Source organism: Achromobacter xylosoxidans A8 (assembly GCF_000165835.1).
Lineage (GTDB): Bacteria > Pseudomonadota > Gammaproteobacteria > Burkholderiales > Burkholderiaceae_B > Achromobacter > Achromobacter xylosoxidans_B.
The window spans coordinates 1,095,892-1,115,173 of sequence record NC_014640.1 but is presented as its reverse complement, the minus strand read 5'-3'; the positions used below and the strand labels follow the sequence as shown (position 1 = coordinate 1,115,173).

Sequence of the window (19,282 nt, the reverse complement as noted above, 5' to 3'; positions counted from 1 at the left end):
CTCGCTCGAGCACCTTTCTCCAAGGCCCCGTCCGGGGCTCTTCCTTCCCCTTTTGGACTGCAGGGCATGCACGCTCATTGGGTTTCCTTTTGCCTCAAAAAAATCCTGCCGTGCGTTCTTGCTGCGTCCTCCACCCAGGCCTTCGCGCAAGTGAAGATTTCCTACGGCATCCCGGAAGGCTTCAGCGCGGTTGAAATGGACAACAGCGCAAGCTACGTGTCCAGCTTCAACGGCAGGACGCTGCCGGGATTGATTGCCTATTCTTTGGAACAGAACCGACTCGCGTTCGATCCCGTCAAGTACGCGGAAAACGGCGTGACGGAGGAAGAAATAGAAGCCATCCGCCGGGTGGTTTCCACGATCGACTACAAGCAATGCATCAACGGCTGCGACCTGCGCGTGGCGGAGCACTACGTCACCATCGACAAGATCCGCCGCACATTGCAGATCAGAAGCTCGCGCGACGACTACCTGTCTCCCGCGACCACCTGGGGGCTGATCAACAATCAGTCGCTGGACTTGCGCGGATCCTCCGACAGCTATCGCGCCATGAACGTCAGCGGCACGACATGGCTGGGCCTGCCGCTGCGCAGCTTCGGCTACATGAGCTGGTACGGCAGCCGCAACCGCATGCGCGGCCGCAGCAATGGCGATCAAGGGATCTCCTCTTACTTCCTGCAGAAGAATTTTCACAGCACCTACGTGCGGGCAGGCAAGCAGAACAGCCTCGACTACGCCTCGGGCTCGGTCAGCACGATGCTGTCGCCCAGCTTCGATCAGTTCGTCACCATCGGCAGCCAGAACCATTTGCGGGCCGACCGCGATACGGGTTCGCTGGTGCTGTATTCCACCGCCGAAGGAAACTACGAGTTCTACCGCAACGGACGTCTCATCCTGAAGCGGCCCGCCATACTCGGCCGCAATGAAATCAGCTTCATCGACCTGCCTGGCGGCTACTACCCGGTGGAGATCCGGCTGGTGGACCGCAACGGCAATCTGATCAACCGCGAAACTCGCGACATCAACAACCTGAACTTCAACGGCGGCGGCGGCAATTCCTGGCACATGACCGCGGGCAAGGAAATGGGCGCAGGCGGCCAGCTGCTTCAAGCTGCCGTCAGCCGCAACCTGAGCCAGTTCTACCTGAACGCCTCGTTCATCAGCGGCGACCAGTCCCGCTGGGCGGGCGAGCTGAACATCACGCGCCCCTCCCGCATCGGCACGGCTGACCTCACTCCCACAGTGGGCGTCCTAGGCGGCGAACGCGGCGCGGGCGGCTATTTCAACCTGTCGATGAACGATCCCTTGCTGGGCAGCCTCTCGGCCAGCCGCTATCAGATTTCAGACGTATCGCGCTTCTATTGGGGCGCGCCCAGCACCAGCTTTTCATACAGCAGAAGCGTGGGCGATGTCATGCTGGGCTATAACTACAACAAGCACAGCCGCGGCGAAATACAGCAAGCCGAAGCACGCTGGCACTACCGCCCCAACGGCCTGTGGTCGACCTTTTCCCTGGGCGTGCAAAAGGGCGGGTACGGTCGGGGCGACGACGGCTACGCCGTGTACTTCAACATGAGCTGGACCCTGGACAAGACGCAAGCCAGCTTCCGCGCTGCCCGCCAGGGCGGCGAAACGCAACTCAGCGGCGACTATCGCAAGGATTTCGAGGACAGCTACGGCACCTCGATGGCTGGCGTCACGGTCAACCGGAGCAGCACAAGCAACAGCGTCAACATTTACGGCAGCCGCTCCGGCACTCGTGGCGATACCTCCCTCAACCTGGGCCACAGCGACTTCGGCAGCAACGCGGATTTCAACTACCGCGGCATGCTGGCGGCCAGCGCCAAGGGCATAGCGGTAGGACGCTACAGCAGCAGCGGCAGCGCCATGCTGCTGGACACGCCCGCCATCGACGGCACCGCCTACGGATTCAGCGTGGAAGGCCATCCGGTGGGCGGCGGCGGCACCTACGCCGTACCGCTAGGCCAATACCGCGACGTTCCCTTCGCCCGCGTCCTGAGCAACAGCGAGCACATGGACATGAGTATCGAAGTCCCTGCCAACGTCGTGCGCGCCCATCCTGGCCAGGTGTATGCGGCGCAAGCCAAGGTGGCGATCAACATGGTCTACAGCGGCATCCTGATGGATCCGTCCGGCAAGCCCCTGGGCGGAACCATCCAGGAAACTGGCGACACGGCGTACCCCAACGGACTGTTCTCCATCGCCAGCAAGACGGTGCTTACCAAGATCACGCTGCGGCAGCCCGGCAGGAACTACACCTGCGACCTCGGCAACGCCATCAACGGCAGCTACTACCGCTGCCAATAATCGGACATCCGACAAGGAACCACGATGCCACGCAAGACCCTGCTCACGCTATTCGCTTCGATGCTGCTGGCCGCGCCGCCGGCGCAAGCCGAAGGCGAGCTGCTGGTGATGCCGGCCCGGATCAAGGTCTTCAACGGCCACGACTACGGCGTCACCGTCAAGAACGTTGGCGACGCGCCGCTCTACCTGTCGGCCACGCTGCAGAAGGTGAAGAATCCCGGCTTCGACCCCGAGGAGCAGGTGCCGCTGAGCCAGCTCGAGCATCCCGGCCTGCTCGCCAGTCCGGACAAATTGACGCTGGGGCCGGGCCAAAGCCGCGCGATCAGCCTGAAGTCGCTATCCGTGCCCACCGCGGAAGAGATGTACCGCCTGTACGTCGTGCCAGTGAGGGCGATGCAGGTCGAAGAGGCGCCCCAGGACAAGATCAGCGCGCCCATGTCAGTTTCCATAGGTTATGGCGTGCTGGTCCAGCACATGCCTCCTCCAGGTCAGCAACGGTCGGGCTGGTCGTATCGCTGCGAAGACGCGGGTGTGAGGCTGGAGAATACCGGCAATGTGTCGCTGGTCCTTGCGGATATCGCATCGTCTGACCGCAGGCTGGAGCAGAACCGGGTGGTGTTGTTTCCTGGCGCGTCGCGGCGTTTCGAGGGCAAGAAGCTCACGATGCTGATCGGCGATGCGCCGCAGGGTTTCGATTGCCGCGGATGAGCATGGCGCTATGTACGAGGGACCAACCATGAGATTGCCGAATTTCAAAGGATGGATGATGCCGCGACCAGTTGCTGCCGTACTGGCAACAAGCGCGATGATCTCCAGTAGTGACGCCTTGGCATGGCGGGGCATCTACTACAGCGACCTGAGCAACGGCTATAGCGATTGCACCTACCAAAACAATGGCAATGGCACCAGCACGCTGGGCGTGACCATCAGCTATAAGAACATTCAAGGTCACCTAGGCAGGCATAGCGGGCCGTTCCTGAGCCGAGGAATCCTTATATACACCTATGAGAAAGACGGCAAACTGCAGCAGTCTGGTCACTATGCCAGTGCTGTCTACATGGATGGCGTTCGGGACTGGGGTAAAACAAGCGGCATTGACTACATGGTCTACGATAACAGTGATTCCCGTTACGCCACGACCTGGCGCGATACATCCGCGAGAGTCGTGCGGGTAACGGTCGTTGTCGATAACAAGCACCTTGCACCGTGGCCTGCCATTGGGGTAAGAGCAGCGAATGTCACGCAAAAGAACGACATCGTCGAAGTAACCGGACTGGCCTATATTGGCGCAGACAGCTCAACGGGCAACTGCAATGTGATCACCGAGCCGAAGATTCCGCCCCCACCTGTGGCTCCCAAGATCCACATGACCGCGCCGGACTGGAACCTCGGAGAGTTGCTGCCCGGAGCGCCGGCGGAAAGGCCATTTTCTGGCGCCGGCGAAGAATTGTGCTTCACCTACGACCACCTCAAATGGACAGGATTGCGCTACGCCATCAACGCGACCAACCAGAACGGCCTGTCGGGCAATGGCTGGTACCAACTCAAGCACCTGACCTCGCCTTCCGACACAGTGCCGTACCGAGTCGTGCTGCGGAACGCGACGACCAGTACCGAGGTCGCGCTGCCCAACACCAGCAACATGGTTTCCGCCTTGGGCAACAGCGGACGCGACTGCTTCATCCCCACGTTCACGGCTGACACGCCCAAGGCGGCGAAGGAAGGCGACTACAGCGACGTGCTCACCTTCACGGTCGTCGCACGGCCTTAGCTCATGCCATGAGCGTTCATGTCTTTCCCCGGCAATTCGCCCGCCGCACCGCGTTTGTCGTCGCAGCACTCGTCCTGCTCTGGCCCCAGCACGGCCAGGGGGCCGGCATCCTGCACCTGCCGAGAGCGGAACTGCGCCTGGAACCCGGTCGAGCGCCGAGCGAACTGCTGGCGGAAAACCGTGGCGACAGCCCCCTCTATCTGGATGTGGAACAGCATCTGCTCCTCAATCCCGGATTGACGCCGGAGGTGCTGGCGCCAGTTGGCGAAACAGAGCGACCCAGCTTGCTGGTCACCCCTAAGCGCCTGATTCTGGCGCCGGGACAAAAGTACCGGATGAGCGTGCGCGTCTTGCATGCGCCTGCCCGCACGCAAGTCTGGCGCATCACCTTCCGGCCCAGGGAGCGGGTGATTCTGAACGGCGGCGAGGCCGATGGCAGCGCGCCCCTGATCATCAACATGGCGTACGGCGTTCTGATCTATCAGATCGCCGAGCACGCTCAGCCTTGAAACCCATGAGAACCCGGACATGAACAGAATCTCAATCCGCGCGTGCCTGATGCTGGCCCTGGGAATGCTCCCTGTCGCAGCTTCCGCCGTGGATATCGTCCTGACCGGCGATACCACTAGCAGGATCACCGCCACGGTCAGGGCCGCCAACAGGCTGCTGGTCACGGACGACAAGGGCGGCTGGTTCGACCAGGGCTTGGCCATGCAGCAGCTGCGCGGATGGGAATCTCCCTATGAAACGCAGGCACGCTTGCGCATCGTGTCCTCGAGCGGCGCGTTTCAGGTGCGCATGGATCGGCCGCTCGAAATCCGCAACACGGCCAACGCGGCCCTGGTGTTCCGTCGGCCCAAGGTTTCCCTGGCCGCGGAAGACGGGGAGCAGAAAACCCTGGAAGTAGGCCTGGACGTGAAATTCCAGAATCCGTTTGCGCCGGTTGCAGGCGAGGACTCCATCGGCTACTACGGGCTGGCGATTTCGGCTTATCCGCCGGAAGGCAATTTCAAGGAGACGGCAGGCAGCTATGTCGGCGAGCTGTCGCTGGTCTTTGAACCCTCCGCTCGGATCCCCTGATGCACCATACGCGGCCGAATTTCGCGGAGATGCGGATGAAATCCTCCGGTTGTCTGCTGTTGCTTCTCGCGTCCTGGCTTGCCGCGCCTGCCTTCGCACATATCGACGTGACGCCCAAGCTCGCCGTCGTGCAAGGCAAGCCGGCGTCGGTCCATATCGTCAACCAGGGCGATCGCGCGGAGTACGTGTCCGTTACCCTGTCACGCCTGCTCAACCCGGGCGTCGAACCTGAACAGGAGCGCCTGGAACCTGTCGTGCAAACGGAGCAGCCTGCGCTCTACGTCTACCCGTTCAAGCTCTCGCTAGGCTCGGGGCAGAGCAAGACCATCACCCTCAAGCCGCTGGCCGAAGTGGATCAGGAGCAGGTCTACCGGCTGGATATCAAGCCCCTCGTCAACCTGCTGGATCGGGCGGGACAAGGTACCACCGGCAATGTGGTCGTCACCCTTGCGTTCAGCACGCTGGTCAGGCTGCTGCCGCCGAGCGAAACCTCGGAACTGTCGCTGCGCTGCGAGCCGGAAGGCGCCTGGCTCGCAGCGTCGGGCAACGTGCGCTATCAGGTCAAGGACGCCGTCGTCGATGGCCGGCCGGTGGATCCATTCAACGTCTATCCGGGTACGCCCATTCTGCTGAAAGGCCGCGCGATATTGGTTCCCGGCCAGCCATCCTGCCCTCCCTCCGGGCGCTGATTCCCGCCAAATCCGCGCCGGGCGGCGCCAACGGCCATGGCGCCGACGCCACACACACGCCCCTTCGGCAGTGCTGCATTCGCGCACTTGCGGTAACCTTCAGCCTGAACAAATCTGAGGTGTTGGAAATAACAATGGGTTTTGAAAAACTTGCCGACCTGCGCGAGCAGCTGCGGGCACAGGCTCAAAAGGCGGTGCCGGTCCAACCGAAGGCGGCAGGCCGGACAAAGAAGCGGGAGCCTGATCAAGCGAACGCTACGGCGCGGCCGCAGCAAAAGCGCGAGTCTGGTCAAGCGAAGGCTGCCGCCCGCCCGCAGCAAAAGCGCGAGCCCGTCGACCCCGCGGTCGAGGCCATCTGGCGCCTGCAGAAGCACTTCCCCCAGGCTTTCCCCAAGAATCCCGCGCCCAAGCTGCCGCTCAAGCAGGGCATCCTGGCCGACGCGGCCCAGCATCTGGAAAAGCTGGGCATGACGGAAGAACAGCTCAAGCAGGCCATCGCCACCTGGTGCAAGGGCAGCCGCTACTGGGGCAGCATGGTGGCGGACGCCACGCGCGTCGACCTGCAGGGCGAGCCCGCGGGCACGGTGACGGCGGAACAAGCCGCCTATGCCCGCCGCCAGGCCTCGCGCCGGCCGGCCGGCAAGGCCCGTCCCGCGAAGAAGGCTGCCGCGCCGGCGTCCTCGCCTACGGCCGCGCCTGCTGATGCGCCCGTCGACGCGCCCGCTCCGGAATCCGCGCCCGAGTCCACGGCCACCGCGCCGGTGTCCAGCGACACCCCCTGACGGCACCACACAACCCGGCTGTGCAGGGATTTTTCACCTTCCCCGCGCAACCGGGCTACACAAGCCTTAATTTCTGTGTATAATCGCTGTCTTTGGTGGACACGGCCTTCTGAAAACCAAATCAGAAATCACACCAAAAACGCAGTACCCCCGCGGGAGTAGCTCAGTTGGTAGAGCGCAACCTTGCCAAGGTTGAGGTCGCGAGTTCGAGACTCGTCTCCCGCTCCAAATACAAAAAGGAAGCAACGGCCTACACCGCGCTTCCTTTTTTCTTGCAAGTGCTGGCGCAATGGCAGAGTGGTTATGCAGCGGATTGCAAATCCGTGTACGTCGGTTCGATTCCGGCTTGCGCCTCCAGTGATTTCTCAAAACCCGCAGATAAAACTCTGCGGGTTTTTTGTTTTCCGGAGCGGTCAACTATGGCGCAGGATGCGATTCGGCCTCGCGGGTAGCCAACGCAGCCAGACATTCCGCTTGCCAGGCGAACTCCGGCTCGAACGACTCGGGATCTGAAACAGCGCCATAGCCGCCCTGACCGTAGACTGCGGCGTAAGCCGCATATTCGGCCGCGCGGAGCGCCTTGCCGGCCAAGGCGCTGGCCACGGCATAGGTCGCGGACACAGCGGCATGGCCGCAGCCATCGATGGATTTTGACCCCTGATGCCGGTTCGCCAGGTGCGAGGCTTGAGTGCAAACCTGCTGCAACTGTTCATGGCCGATAGCGCCGTCCAAATACCGGCCAAGAATCGCCAGGCAATCCACGACTTCCTGCTCTTCAAGCAGATGCTCGACCCGAAGCGCACAGGCATGACCGAATGCCAGACGTAGGCGTTCGTTGCGCTTGGCGTCCAGATCGAGCTGTTTCGCGAGACGTTCCAGGGATGCGTTCATGGCGCCACCAACTGAACATTCATCATGTTTAACTGCGTATGAGCCGCAAACGCAAGCATCTGGTTGAGGCGCCCGAGATCGAAGATGAGGATCTCATGTACGATTGCGGCCTGCATCTCGTTACGCATCACTACGCGCGGTCAACCAAATGATTGCTATGGTGACGCCGTTTGCCACTGACGACGATCCCATGCGCACGCTTCCGAACTCCCGAGCCCACTCTTCCTCCGCGTTGCTGACGCTGTCCGCCGCGGCATTGCTCACGCTGGCCCCGCTTGCGGCGCAGGCGGATTCGGACAAGCACCGCCATCGCCACGGCCGCGAGTATAAAGAACAGTATTGGGACGGCGCCTGTAAGGTCGAGCGCAAATGGAAGCGCAACGGCGACTACCAGGAAAAGCGCAAATGCCGGGATGACTACCGCCACGGCTACGTGCAAATGCCGCAGCCGGTGGTGGTGCCCGCGATGCCGGCGCCCGCCATCATCATCAACCCTCCTCCCATCATCATCCGGCCCTGAACATGGATCAATCGGTGAAGGACGCGCTCGCGCGCTGGCCCGACGTGCCGGCGGTGTACGGCTGGCTGTCGCTGGACGCGCGCGGCCGCTGGCGCCTGCACCCGCAAGGCCAATCGGCCGCGGGCGGTCCGGGCGAGTCCATCACCAACACGCAGATCCTGGAATTCATCAACCGCAACTATGAACACGACGACGCGGGGCGCTGGTTTTTCCAGAACGGTCCCCAGCGCGTATTCCTGCGCCTGGACGCGGCGCCGTATGTGTTGCGCTTGAGCGATGACAACAGTGGCCTGCTCACGCACACGAACCAGACGGTCGATTCGGTCGCCGCGTGGAAGCTGGATGATGCGGGTCAGCTGTATGCGATGACGCCCCTGGGAGCGGGCATCGTGCTGGACCGCGATCTGCCGCCGCTGCTGGAAAGGATGACCACGGCGGACGGAGAGCCGTTGCTGGACGCCCTGACGGAACTCGCACCCGGCGGCACGATACAGGCCGTCCTGCCCGGAACCTATGCCGCCGCGCCGCTGGCGCTGATCGCGCAAAAAGATGTGGCGCGGGAATTCGGCTTCGACCCGGATCCCCACGCCTGACCGGCAAGTTCAGAACATGCCGTTGGGATTGGCGGACTGCTCGGGGATGGGCTGCACCGCGTCCCAGTGCTCCACAATCTTGCCCTGCTCCAGGCGGAAGATGTCGATGATGGCGCTGCCGCGGTCGCCGGGTTGGCGCACCGCGTGCACGTGCAGGATCACATAGTCGCCGTCGATGAAGACGCGTTTGATCTCGCTGCGCGATTGCGGAAACTTGTCGCGCAGGAAGGCGATGAATTTACGGAAACCCTCGGGGCCATCGGCCGCATTGGGATTGTGCTGCACATAGCGGTCGCCCACGTATTTCAGCGCCGCATCCGCGTCCTTCTGGTTCAGGCCCTTCTCATAGAAGGCCAGCACGGCCGCCTTGTTGGCGGCCTCCTGTTCAGCGGACGCATGGACGGCGGGAGACAAGGCCAGGGCCAGCATGGCTGCGGCGGCGGCGCGCTTGAAGTACGACTTCGGGAAGGACATGGGAACTCCAGAAATGGAAAACGGCCGGGCCATTCTAGGGTCCGGCCGTCCTGTCGGCCACGTCCGTGGCGGTAGACAGACTGGTGCGCGCAGCGATCAGCCGCGGCCGCTCTTGACCAGCGCGTACTTGCCGTCGCCCAGCAGCGCCAGCACGGCGGCCGCCACGGTCAGGAAGATCGGATATTCCCAGCCGCCGCCGGCATTGCCGAAGCCCCAGCCATTGGGGAAATGCACCGTGGAAGCCACGAACAACTGCACCACGGCAATGGCGGCGACCCAGCGCGGCACGATGCCCAGGATCAGCAGCACGCCGGCGCCGACCTCGAAGAACGTCACCGGATACGCCAGCCAGCCGGCGAAGCCGATCTTGGCGAAGAACTGCGCGGTGCCGGGCAGCGTGAACACCAGCAGCTTGGTCAGGCCATGGGCCAGGAACATGACGCCGAGCGCCACGCGCAGCAGCAGCGCGGCATAGGGCGCGGTACGGATATCAACCATTGCACTCTCCTAGAGCGGTGGGGAATCGCCCAGGATGGGAAGATTCTTGATGAGCGCTATTCTTGCGATTCCAAAAACAAAGATAAACATGCAGAATTGCAAATTATTGTTCCCCGATAGGAAACAATCTTGGACACGCATACCGCCATGCAGACCTACGCCAAGGTCGTGGAATTGGGTTCGTTCGCAGCCGCAGCCGACAAGATGGGCCAGGCCCGCTCCGTGGTCACGCGCCAGATCGCCTATCTGGAACAGAAGTACGGCGTGCGCCTCCTGAACCGAACCACGCGCAAGCTGAGCATGACCGACGCCGGACGCGCCTTCTATGAACGCGTGCGGCCCATCCTGGCCGAGGTGGCGGACCTGGAACTGTCGCTGCAAGCCGAGGGCCAGCGGCCCAGCGGCCGCCTGCGGGTGAGCGCGCCGGTGTCGTTCGGGATCCTGCACCTGGGACCGGCCATTGCCGAGTACCTGCAGCGCTATCCCGACGTGATCATCGACCTGGACCTGAACGACCGCGTGGTGGACCTGGTGGAAGACGGCTACGACGTTGCCGTGCGCATCGGCCCGCTGCAGGATTCCTCGCTGGTCGCGCGGCCGCTGGCGCCGCAGCAGCTGCTGGTCTGCGCCGCCCCCGAATACCTGCGACGCCACGGCACGCCGCAGACGCCGGAAGAACTGAAGCAGCACCGCTGCCTGCATTACGCCTACGCCAGCACCGGCAACGAATGGCATTTCGAGAAGGACGGCGTGACCCATCTGGTGCGCGTCAACGCGGCCCTGCGGGCCAATAACGGCGACGTGCTGCGGACCGCGGCGCTGGCCGGCCACGGCATCATCCTGCAGCCCGATTTCCTGGTGGGCGACGACATCCGCGCCCACCGCCTGGTGGCGCTGCTGACCGATTACACCCACACCTCGATCTCCATGTATGCCGTCTACCCGCACCGGCGCTTCCTGTCGCCCAAGGTACGATCCTTCGTGGAGCATCTGGAGGGCCGCTTCGGCGCCCCCTCCCCGGCCGTCCCAGGCCGGCGCGCCAGCCCCCGCCGCAGCCGTTAGAATCGTACCCATGACCGCAAAATCGCCCCTCGAATACTTCCCCGCGCCGCGCCGTTCGCATTTCTGCAGCCAATGCGGCTCGCCCATCAGCCGCCGGGTTCCCGAAGGCGACAACCGCGAACGCGACATCTGCGATCACTGCGGCGCAATCCATTACCAGAATCCGAGGCTGGTGGTCGGTACCCTGCCGGTCTGGGAAAACCGGGTTCTGCTGTGCCGGCGCGCCATCGAACCGCGCTACAACACCTGGACCCTGCCGGCCGGCTTCATGGAACTGGGCGAAAGCACGGCGCAGGGCGCCGCCCGCGAAACGCTGGAAGAATCCGGCGCCCGCATCAAGCTGGGCGAACTCTATACCGTCATCGACCTGCCCCAGATCGATCAGGTGCACGTGTTCTACCTGGCCGAGGCGCTGTCGGCCGAGCTCGACCCGGGCCCCGAAAGCCTGGAAGCCCGGTATTACGACGAATCCGAGATCCCCTGGGATGATCTGGCGTTCCGCACCGTGGCCACGACGCTGCGCCACTACTTCGACGACCGCAAGCAGGGCGTGTTTCCCCCTCATCACTACACCCTAGAATCGCACCGTTGAAACTACCCTGGCTAGCCGTCGACACCCCCTTTCCGCCCGCGGAGTTTGCGCTAGCGGATCCCGACGGCCTGCTCGCTGCGGGCGCGGACTTGTCGACCGCCAGGCTGATCGAGGCCTACTCCAACGGCATCTTCCCGTGGTACTCCGAGGGCGAGCCGATTCTGTGGTGGAGTCCCGATCCGCGCATGGTGCTGAGCATCAAGGACTTCGCGCCCTCGCATTCGCTGCGCAAGCTGCTGCGGCAGGTCGCCAGCCAGGAGCATGCCGCCGCGCCGCGCGTGCAGGTGCGAGTGGACACGGCCTTTGCCGAAGTGATGGCGCAATGCGCCGCGCCGCGCGACGGCCAGCCGGGCACCTGGATCACCGCCGCCATGCAGCAGGCCTATCGCGCCTGGCATGAGGCCGGCTACGTGCACAGCATCGAAACCTGGATCGACGGCGAACTGGCCGGCGGCCTCTACGGCATCAGCCTGGGCCGCATGTTCTTCGGCGAATCCATGTTCACCCGCGCGCCCAACGCCTCCAAGATCGCCCTGTCCTATCTGGTGCGCTACCTGGCGGCGCAAGGCGTGGAGCGCATCGACTGCCAGCAGCAGACGCGCCATCTGGCCAGCCTGGGCGCGCGCCCCATCCCGCGCGCCGCGTTCCTGCAGCATGTGCGGGCAGCCACGGCGCTGCCCGCCATCGCGTGGGCCCGCGGTACGCTGGACAGCGCCGGCCGCTTGCATCCCGACACAGCATCGGGCGCGGGGTTCGGCGTTAATATGTAGCCAGCCCCTTGCGGGCCTGCCGCCGCAACGCGGGACCTCCGATGAGCCAGCTCAAAGAACTCCCTTTCTCCACCCTGCAGTTCTACGCCACCGCTCCCTACCCTTGCAGCTATCTGCCGGGTCGCCAGGCACGGTCGCAGGTCGCCGCGCCCGGCCACCTGATCAACGCGGGCACGTATTCGCAACTGGTGGAGCAAGGCTTCCGGCGCAGCGGGTTGTTTACCTACCGGCCGCATTGCGACAACTGCCATGCCTGCATCCCCGTGCGCGTGGATACGGCAGGCTTCGCGCCCAATCGCAGCCAGCGCCGCGCCTGGCGCGACCACCAGGGCCTGCAATCGTTCGTGGCGGAGCTGGCCTGGTCGCCCGAACACTACCGGCTGTACACGCGTTACCAGCAGGGCCGCCATCCGGGCGGCGGCATGGACGAGGACAGCCGTACGCAGTATGCGCAATTCCTGCTCACCAGCCGCGTCAACACCCGCCTGGTCGAATTTCGCGATGAAACGGGCGCGCTGGTCATGGTGTCCATCATCGACGTGCTGGACGACGGCCTGTCCTCCGTCTACACCTTCTACGATCCGGACCTTGCCGGCAGCCTGGGCACCTACAGCATCCTGTGGCAGATCGAGCAATGCCGCACGCTGAACCTGCCCTGGCTGTACCTGGGCTATTGGATCGCCGACAGCCGCAAGATGTCTTACAAATCGAGCTTCCACCCGGCCCAGTTCCTGGTCGACGGCGCGTGGGGCGAGCAGCCCGCCCCGCCGCCCGCCTGATTCTGGTCTCGCCTGGGGCGCCCGGCGCGGCGCAGGGCCGGCAAAATTCGCTCTACAATTCCGCCCCATGTCTATCCTCTTCCACGCCTATCCCCTGGCCCGCCCGGCGCTGTTCGCCATGGACGCGGAAACCGCCCACGAAGTCACCCTGTCGGGCCTGCAACGCGCCTATGAGTGCGGGGCGACGCGCAAGCTCATGCATGCGCAGCCGAAGGCGCCGAGCACGCTGATGGGTTTGCAACTGGCCAACCCGATCGGGCTGGCCGCGGGCCTGGACAAGAACGGCGCCTATATCGACGCGCTGGGCAATCTGGGATTCGGCTTTATCGAGGTAGGCACGGTGACTCCGCGCGCCCAGCCCGGCAACCCCAAGCCGCGCATGTTCCGGCTGCCGCGCGCCAACGCGCTGATCAACCGGCTGGGCTTCAACAACCAGGGACTGGACGCCTTCCTGGCCAATGTGCAGCGCAGCGCCTGGCGCAAGCAAGGCGGCATCCTGGGGCTGAACATCGGCAAGAACGCGGACACGCCCATCGAGCGCGCCGCAGACGACTACCTGATCGGGCTGGAAGGCGTGTATCCGCATGCCGACTACGTGACGGTGAACATTTCCTCGCCCAACACCAAGAACCTGCGCGCGCTGCAAGGCGGCGACGAGCTGTCGGCCCTGCTGGCGCAGTTGGCGGACAAGCGCCGCGCCCTGGAAGACAAACACCAGCGGCGCGTGCCCATGGCGGTGAAGATCGCTCCCGACCTGACGCATGAGCAGATCGACTCCATCGCGGAAACGCTGCCGCGCCATGGCATCGACGGCGTCATCGCCACCAACACCACCCTCTCGCGGGATGCCGTCACCGGCCAGCCGCATGCCGAGGAAGCCGGCGGCCTGTCGGGCGCCCCGGTGCATGAATTGTCGCTGGCAGTCATCCGCCGCCTGAAGGAAAGGCTGGGCGGCAGCCTGGCCATCATCGGCGTGGGCGGGGTCATGTCGGGCCGCCAGGCGCGCGAGAAAATGGACGCGGGCGCCGACGCCGTGCAGCTCTATACCGGCCTGATCTACCGCGGTCCGGCCCTGGTGGGCGAGTGCGTGCGCGCCGTGGCGCGCTGACCGGAAACGGCGCCGGCATCCACCGCGGCGATAAGGACAAAAAAGCAGGCAAAAAAAGGGGCCACCCGGTGGGTGGCCCTAATTCCAGCTCTGCTCTGTCACTCAACAGTACTACATAACTGCGGTTTGCGCAGCACTGCGCGCCAAAAACTTAGGCGCTGCGGCGGCTGCGGCTGGCAACCTTGGTGGCGGCGTCGGCAGCATCCGAGGCAGCCTTGAAGGTCGCGTTGGCGGCGGCATTCAGGTTCGATTCGGCGACTTCAGCAGCCTGCTTGGCAGCCTTGGTCATGGAATCGTAGGCGCTGGTCGCGGTGGCCAGCGAGGACTTGATCAGGGCAACGGCGCTTTCGGAGCCGGTCGGGGCGTTCTTGGAGAACTGGTCGACGGCTTCGCTCAGCTGCTGCTGGCCTTCGGCGATCTGTTCCTCGGTCAGCTTGACCAGGCTGGTCTGCACGCCGGCGACGATGTCGTACACATGCTTGGTGTAGGCCATGGCCTTTTCGGCGCCCGGCTGCAGCAGGCCCGAGGCGAAAGCGGCGGCTTCCTGCGGATCCTTGACTTCAGCGGCTTGCTGCGACTTCTGGGCGACTTCGTCCAGCGTGGCGCGGACGACCTTCAGGTTCAGTTCGACCAGCTTTTCGAAGCCGGCGAAAACAGCGGTCTGGGCGGCCACGATGGTGTTGATGCTGGCCTTTTGACGGTCCAGGACTTGTTGCGGAATAGCGCTCATAGAATGCTCCTTTAGGGGTAGCCGGAGGCTGTCCGGCAAGTAAGGATGGTTGTCTGCGACGAACTAGAGAAACGTGCGCGGAAACTGGTACTACAAGCTACCGCCGGCCCGTTTGATGCACTGCACAATTCACATTCTAGACTGGCAAAAAAACTTGTCAAGGAGTTTTTGTGCAACGCAACAAAGAATTGCACTTCGACGGTGCACGCCTCATACGGGCTTGATCCAGCACAAAGATTTCCCAGGATTCAGGAAATACCCGAAGTGACGACGTATCAATTGTTTTCTAAACTGCTTTCACGCTGATGACAGACAAATAAACCCACAAGTCAGCGCGCAACAATGAAATCGCAGCAGCAAAACCCTGCAATTGGAGACTCCATGACCCTCATCCCCCGCACGCTTTCGGCCTTGCTCGCGGCCAGCGCCATGCTCGCAGCCGGCGCCGCCCAAGCCGAATATCCGGATCGCCCCATCAATATGGTGGTGCCGTTCGCCGCTGGCGGCCCGACGGACAACGTCGCGCGTTCGCTCGCGGAAGCCATGCGGCCGAGCCTGGGCCAGACGGTCGTGGTCGAGAACAAGGGCGGCGCCGGTGGCACCATCGGCACCACCCAGGTGGCGCGCGCGCAGCCTGACGGCTATTCCGTCCTGTTGATGCACGCCGGCTTCTCGACCGCGCCCTCGCTGTACAAGAATCCGGGGTACGACCCCTACAAGAGCTTCGAGCCTATCGGCCTGGTGGTCGACGTGCCGATGACCATCATCGCGCGCTCCGACTTCCCGCCCAACAACATCAAGGAACTGGCCGAGTACGTCAAACAGAACAAGGACAAGGTGTCCCTGGCCAACGCCGGCATCGGCGCCGCCAGCCATCTGTGCGGCACCATGCTGGTCGAAGCGCTGGGCGTGCAACTGCTGACCATCCCCTACAAGGGCACCGCGCCGGCCATGAACGACCTGCTGGGCAAGCAGGTGGACCTGCTGTGCGACCAGACCACCAACACCACCCAGCAGATCGACAGCGGCAAGGTGAAGGCCTACGCCGTCACCAGCCTGAAGCGCGTCCCCACGCTGCCGAACCTGCCGACCATGGACGAATCCGGCTACAAGGGTTTTGAAGTGGGCATCTGGCATGGCATGTGGGTGCCGAAGGGCACGCCCAAGCCGGTCGTGGACAAGCTGATCAAGAGCCTGCAGGCCGGTCTGGCCGATCCCAAGTTCCAGGACCGCATGAAGCAGCTGGGCGCCACGGTGCTGACGTCCGAAGCCAATCCGCAATCCCTGGATGCCAAGGTCAAGCAGCAAGTTCCGCAGTGGGGCGAGCTGTTCAAGAAGGCTGGCGTCGAACAGCAGTAATCCGAACGGGCGCCTGTACGGCGCACATCGAAGAAAAGCCCCATCAGGGGCTTTTCTTTTTTGGCCGGGCGCCTTGGATTACGGGCGCAGGGCCTCTGCCGCCATGCCCAGGCCGTTGAAGCCGGAGGATACCGAGGGCTCGTAGCCCAACGCTTCGGAAATGCTGGCGGCGGTGTCGACCAGGGCCTTGATCCAGTCGTCCTGCAGTCGTTCGGCCGGGGCCGAGATGGACAGGCCCGCGACCAGCTTGCCGGTGTCGTCGAAAATGCCGGCGGCGATACAGCGCACGCCGAGTTCGAGTTCCTCGTTGTCGCGCGCATAGCCGTGGCGCCGCACCAGCGCCAGTTCGCGTTCCAGGCGGTCCAGGTCGGTCAGGCTGTTGCGCGTGTGGCCGGCCAGGCCGGTGCGCAACGCGTAGGCGCGGACCTGGCGCGCATCGGCAGTGGACAGAAACAGCTTGCCGGTGGAGGTCAGGTGCAGCGGCGCGCGGCCACCGATGGCGCGGACCACCTGCATGCCCGAACGCTCGCTCCAGGCCCGTTCGATGTAGACGATCTCATCGCCCTGCTGCACCGACAGGTTGATGGTCTGCCCGGTCAGCTTGTGCAGCGAGCGCATGGCGGAAATGGCTGCCTCGCGCACGTTCAGGCGTCCCTTGACCAGCGAACCCAGCTCCAGCAGACGCATGCCCAATTGATACAGGCCGTTGTCGACGCGTTCAACGTAGCGGCCCACGACCAGGTCATTCAGGATGCGGTGCGCAGTGGACGCATGCAGACCCGTGGTCGCGGACAGTTCCTTGAGCGTTACCGGATCCGGCTGCGCGGCCAGGGCGTCGAGCAGGCGCATGGCGCGTTCGATCACCTGGATGGCGATGGGATGGGCGGAGGCGCCTTCGGTCTCGGCGTCCAGGGCATTGCGGGTAGTGGGGAGACGGGACATGGAAAGGGGGGCGAGGACAGCCGCGCCGCCTGTAGGGCCCCACCTTCGGGAACCGGACTTGCGGCATCGCAGCAAACAGTTCTTTCCCGTATTGTGAAATTTACTGGCGCGTTTGGCAACCGGTTTTTGTATCAAAAAAAGGGCCGCGCATAGTGGGCGGCCCTGGCTTCACGCTGCTGGAGGGGGCGCCAGCTTGCCGCCCAGGCGCAGCACCTCGGCCCGCAAATACTCCAGCGCTTCAGCGGCCGCGGCCGGCTCGCCCTTCACGCCGAGGTCGATATGCGGCGTGCCGCCAGCCTCGCCCACGCTGGGCAGGCTGAACGCTCGCACGCCCGGCCAGCGCGTTTCCACGGCCTGCATGGCCGGCGTGATGCGCGATTCGGGCATGCTGAACACCAGGAAGGAATGCTCCGCATGGGCGCGCACATGCTGCAGCGCACGATAGCGCGTATCCAGCGTCCATTCGAGCATGGGCCAGGCCATGACGGGGAAGCCCGGCACGAAGGTATGGTCCTTGATGAAGAAGCCGGGGATGCGGTTATAGGGGTTTGGCACGACTTCGCAGCCTTGCGGAAACACGCCCATCTGCAGGCGCTGCTGGTTTTCCGGCGCGCTCATGTCGGCGGTGCCCTGCCCCTTGGCAGCCATCTCGGCCGTGCGCAAGGCGATGGCCTGCTCGGCCTCGGGATGCAGCGCCAGCGGCAGGCCCAGCGCGGCCGCGGCGGCCTGGCGGGTGTGGTCGTCGGGCGTGCCGCCGATGCCGCCACAGGAAAACACCACGTCCCCGGTGGCGAAGCTGCGCTTGTAGGTGGCGATGAGCGTGCCGCGGTCGTCGGGCACGATTTCGGCCCAGCTCAGCTGCATGCCGCGCGCGCCCAGAAGCTCGACGACCTTGGAAAAATGCTTGTCCTGACGGCGGCCCGAGAGGATCTCGTCCCCCACGATGATGAGGCCGATGCGGCGGGCGGCGGATTCTGCGGCCATGTCCGATTCCAGAAGTTGAGAGGGGTGACGCTGGTCAGACGTCGATGACGCGGTCCTCGCGCAAGCGCTTGAGCGCTTCCAGACCGTAGTGGGCATAAACCAGGGCCGAAAACACCGGCAGGATGACCCATGCGGGCGGCAACAGGTTCAGCAACGAGCAGATCAGGCCTATGGTCCAGAAGCCGCCGTTGTTGCGCTCCAGGATGAGCTTGCGCTCGGCGGGGCTGGCATGTTCGACGATGGCGTCCACCCGCATCATGCGCGAAAACGCGAAGGCCCACCAGAAGATCGACAAGGCGATGGCCATGGGCGGCACCAGCCATAGCGGCAGCGTCAGCAACCAGCCCGCGGCAAACGCCAGCGACACCCAGATTGCGTTCCACACGCTGACCGCGGTCGCGTGCTTGCCTTGCGGCGTGACGCTCACGTATTCACGCTTGCTGACGTGACGCAGCACCAGCGGCATCACGAAGACGGCGGCAATCGCCAGGCCCAGGATGCCCGATACCGGCAACAGGATGGCCACTGCGATCACGGGGATCATGTAGACCTTGAGCGAGAACAGCCCCATCGCCAGCATCCAGTCCTCGGCCCGATTGACGAAGTCCCAGCGAGCCGCCTCGGCCGCCAGCCATTCATTGAGCGGCGTCCAGAACAGGTACAGCAACAACAGGGCCCCCACCAGCGCAATCAGGAATGGCAGCAGCACCGCGAACAGCATGGTGGGGTGGCATTGGGACACCAGGGCGCGTTTGAACGCCTGGCCCACGCTGACGGCGCCGGATCCGGCAGCGGAAAATCGGCCGTTTTCAGGCGGGACGGAATCAGTGCGCAAAGCGGTCATGGACGAGGAATGAGGGGGTAGACATCCCGGGTATGATAGTCAAACACGCCTCGATCTGCCCACATGTCTCTACTTGTACCCGATACCGATCTGGCCGCGCTGCGCGCGCGGCTGGGCTCATCGCCCGACGCCTGGCTGGTAGCCTGCTTCTGCGCGGCCTGGTGCGATACCTGTGAGCAATACAAGCCCAAGCTGCAAGCGCTGGCCGACGCCCTGCCCCAACACGTCTTCGCCTGGATCGATATCGAAGACCACGCCGAACTGCTGGGCGACGAAGACGTCGAGAATTTCCCCACGCTGCTGGTGCAGATCGGCGCGCGAGTGGTGTTCTACGGCCCGATGCTGCCGCATATCGGCCACCTGGAACGCCTGCTCGAAAGCCTGAATGAAAATAGTCCCGCCGTCGCCGCGGCATTGCCGGACCTGCCGCGCTTGCTGGCAGCCTGAGCAGTAGCGCTCTGGCACGCTACGCGCGCCAGCCATAAA

At 64.0% G+C, this 19,282-nt stretch carries 23 protein-coding genes and 2 tRNA genes; 18 read left to right on the top strand and 7 right to left on the bottom strand.

Annotation, left to right across the window (positions count from 1 at the left end; all coding sequences use genetic code 11):
• Positions 1-66 precede the first annotated feature (66 nt).
• The 9 genes from AXYL_RS05175 to AXYL_RS05135 all read left to right on the top strand — a co-directional run bounded on the left by AXYL_RS05175 (position 67) and on the right by AXYL_RS05135 (position 7,007).
• Complete coding sequence (locus AXYL_RS05175) at positions 67-2,328, top strand: TcfC E-set like domain-containing protein (protein WP_013391771.1); 2,262 nt, start codon at positions 67-69, stop codon at positions 2,326-2,328.
• Positions 2,329-2,352: 24 nt separating this feature from the next.
• The gene (locus AXYL_RS05170; protein ID WP_013391770.1) at positions 2,353-3,036 is read left to right on the top strand and encodes a pilus assembly protein; all 684 of its coding nucleotides are present in this window, start codon (positions 2,353-2,355) and stop codon (positions 3,034-3,036) included.
• 28 nt (positions 3,037-3,064) lie between these two features.
• A complete protein-coding gene (locus tag AXYL_RS34825; protein WP_148260580.1) occupies positions 3,065-4,099 on the top strand; it encodes a hypothetical protein in 1,035 nt (344 codons plus the stop codon).
• Between the two features lie 8 nt (positions 4,100-4,107).
• Positions 4,108-4,608 (top strand): hypothetical protein, encoded by a 501-nt coding sequence (locus tag AXYL_RS05160; protein WP_013391768.1) that lies wholly within the window; start codon positions 4,108-4,110, stop codon positions 4,606-4,608.
• 19 nt (positions 4,609-4,627) lie between these two features.
• Positions 4,628-5,179, top strand: a complete 552-nt coding sequence (locus tag AXYL_RS05155) for a hypothetical protein (protein WP_013391767.1) — start codon at positions 4,628-4,630, stop codon at positions 5,177-5,179.
• Between the two features lie 35 nt (positions 5,180-5,214).
• Positions 5,215-5,868: a hypothetical protein gene (locus AXYL_RS05150; protein ID WP_013391766.1), complete on the top strand. Its 654-nt coding sequence runs from the start codon at positions 5,215-5,217 to the stop codon at positions 5,866-5,868.
• A gap of 134 nt (positions 5,869-6,002) precedes the next feature.
• Positions 6,003-6,650, top strand: a complete 648-nt coding sequence (locus tag AXYL_RS05145; RefSeq protein ID WP_013391765.1) for a ProQ/FinO family protein — start codon at positions 6,003-6,005, stop codon at positions 6,648-6,650.
• A gap of 152 nt (positions 6,651-6,802) precedes the next feature.
• A tRNA-Gly gene (locus AXYL_RS05140) sits at positions 6,803-6,878 on the top strand.
• Positions 6,879-6,933: 55 nt separating this feature from the next.
• Positions 6,934-7,007 (top strand) — tRNA-Cys (locus AXYL_RS05135).
• Positions 7,008-7,067: 60 nt separating this feature from the next.
• Here the strand turns inward: AXYL_RS05135 and AXYL_RS05130 are convergent.
• Positions 7,068-7,541: a hypothetical protein gene (locus AXYL_RS05130; protein WP_013391764.1), complete on the bottom strand. Its 474-nt coding sequence runs from the start codon at positions 7,539-7,541 to the stop codon at positions 7,068-7,070.
• Between the two features lie 157 nt (positions 7,542-7,698).
• Between AXYL_RS05130 and AXYL_RS05125 the strand changes: the two genes are divergently transcribed.
• On the top strand, positions 7,699-8,061 hold the full coding sequence (locus tag AXYL_RS05125; RefSeq protein ID WP_013391763.1) for a hypothetical protein: 363 nt from the start codon (positions 7,699-7,701) through the stop codon (positions 8,059-8,061).
• 2 nt (positions 8,062-8,063) lie between these two features.
• Positions 8,064-8,654, top strand: coding sequence for a DUF2946 family protein (locus AXYL_RS05120; RefSeq protein WP_013391762.1), 591 nt, complete (start codon positions 8,064-8,066; stop codon positions 8,652-8,654).
• 9 nt (positions 8,655-8,663) lie between these two features.
• Here AXYL_RS05120 and AXYL_RS05115 read toward each other — a convergent pair whose 3' ends face one another.
• On the bottom strand, positions 8,664-9,128 hold the full coding sequence (locus AXYL_RS05115; RefSeq protein ID WP_013391761.1) for a nuclear transport factor 2 family protein: 465 nt from the start codon (positions 9,126-9,128) through the stop codon (positions 8,664-8,666).
• Positions 9,129-9,224: 96 nt separating this feature from the next.
• On the bottom strand, positions 9,225-9,626 hold the full coding sequence (locus AXYL_RS05110) for a DoxX family protein (RefSeq protein ID WP_013391760.1): 402 nt from the start codon (positions 9,624-9,626) through the stop codon (positions 9,225-9,227).
• Positions 9,627-9,755: 129 nt separating this feature from the next.
• Here AXYL_RS05110 and AXYL_RS05105 point away from each other — a divergent pair, with 129 nt between their 5' ends.
• The 5 genes from AXYL_RS05105 to AXYL_RS05085 all read left to right on the top strand — a co-directional run bounded on the left by AXYL_RS05105 (position 9,756) and on the right by AXYL_RS05085 (position 13,937).
• Positions 9,756-10,688, top strand: coding sequence for a LysR family transcriptional regulator (locus AXYL_RS05105; protein WP_013391759.1), 933 nt, complete (start codon positions 9,756-9,758; stop codon positions 10,686-10,688).
• Between the two features lie 10 nt (positions 10,689-10,698).
• Positions 10,699-11,280 carry an NUDIX hydrolase gene (locus tag AXYL_RS05100; RefSeq protein ID WP_013391758.1) on the top strand — a complete coding sequence of 194 codons (582 nt, stop codon included), beginning with the start codon at positions 10,699-10,701 and terminating at the stop codon, positions 11,278-11,280.
• Positions 11,277-12,050 carry a leucyl/phenylalanyl-tRNA--protein transferase gene (gene aat, locus AXYL_RS05095; protein ID WP_013391757.1) on the top strand — a complete coding sequence of 258 codons (774 nt, stop codon included), beginning with the start codon at positions 11,277-11,279 and terminating at the stop codon, positions 12,048-12,050. Before AXYL_RS05100 ends, aat begins: the two co-directional genes overlap by 4 nt.
• Before the next feature lie 41 nt (positions 12,051-12,091).
• Positions 12,092-12,829, top strand: a complete 738-nt coding sequence (locus AXYL_RS05090) for an arginyltransferase (RefSeq protein ID WP_013391756.1) — start codon at positions 12,092-12,094, stop codon at positions 12,827-12,829.
• Between the two features lie 67 nt (positions 12,830-12,896).
• Complete coding sequence (locus tag AXYL_RS05085) at positions 12,897-13,937, top strand: quinone-dependent dihydroorotate dehydrogenase (protein ID WP_013391755.1); 1,041 nt, start codon at positions 12,897-12,899, stop codon at positions 13,935-13,937.
• A gap of 151 nt (positions 13,938-14,088) precedes the next feature.
• Here the strand turns inward: AXYL_RS05085 and phaP are convergent, their stop codons facing one another.
• Positions 14,089-14,667 (bottom strand): TIGR01841 family phasin, encoded by a 579-nt coding sequence (phaP, locus tag AXYL_RS05080; RefSeq protein WP_013391754.1) that lies wholly within the window; start codon positions 14,665-14,667, stop codon positions 14,089-14,091.
• A 381-nt stretch (positions 14,668-15,048) separates the two neighbouring features.
• On the opposite strand from phaP, the gene AXYL_RS05075 reads away from it, so the two are divergent.
• Positions 15,049-16,026: a tripartite tricarboxylate transporter substrate binding protein BugD gene (locus AXYL_RS05075; RefSeq protein ID WP_013391753.1), complete on the top strand. Its 978-nt coding sequence runs from the start codon at positions 15,049-15,051 to the stop codon at positions 16,024-16,026.
• A 78-nt stretch (positions 16,027-16,104) separates the two neighbouring features.
• On the opposite strand, the gene AXYL_RS05070 is transcribed toward AXYL_RS05075, so the two are convergent.
• From AXYL_RS05070 to AXYL_RS05060, 3 genes are all read right to left on the bottom strand, one after another.
• Complete coding sequence (locus AXYL_RS05070) at positions 16,105-16,968, bottom strand: IclR family transcriptional regulator (RefSeq protein WP_013391752.1); 864 nt, start codon at positions 16,966-16,968, stop codon at positions 16,105-16,107.
• Positions 16,969-17,136: 168 nt separating this feature from the next.
• Positions 17,137-17,952, bottom strand: a complete 816-nt coding sequence (locus tag AXYL_RS05065) for a competence/damage-inducible protein A (protein WP_013391751.1) — start codon at positions 17,950-17,952, stop codon at positions 17,137-17,139.
• Positions 17,953-17,986: 34 nt separating this feature from the next.
• Positions 17,987-18,796, bottom strand: a complete 810-nt coding sequence (locus AXYL_RS05060) for an EI24 domain-containing protein (protein ID WP_013391750.1) — start codon at positions 18,794-18,796, stop codon at positions 17,987-17,989.
• A 63-nt stretch (positions 18,797-18,859) separates the two neighbouring features.
• On the opposite strand from AXYL_RS05060, the gene AXYL_RS05055 reads away from it, so the two are divergent.
• Positions 18,860-19,243, top strand: a complete 384-nt coding sequence (locus AXYL_RS05055) for a thioredoxin family protein (protein WP_013391749.1) — start codon at positions 18,860-18,862, stop codon at positions 19,241-19,243.
• The last annotated feature ends 39 nt before the right edge of the window (positions 19,244-19,282 follow it).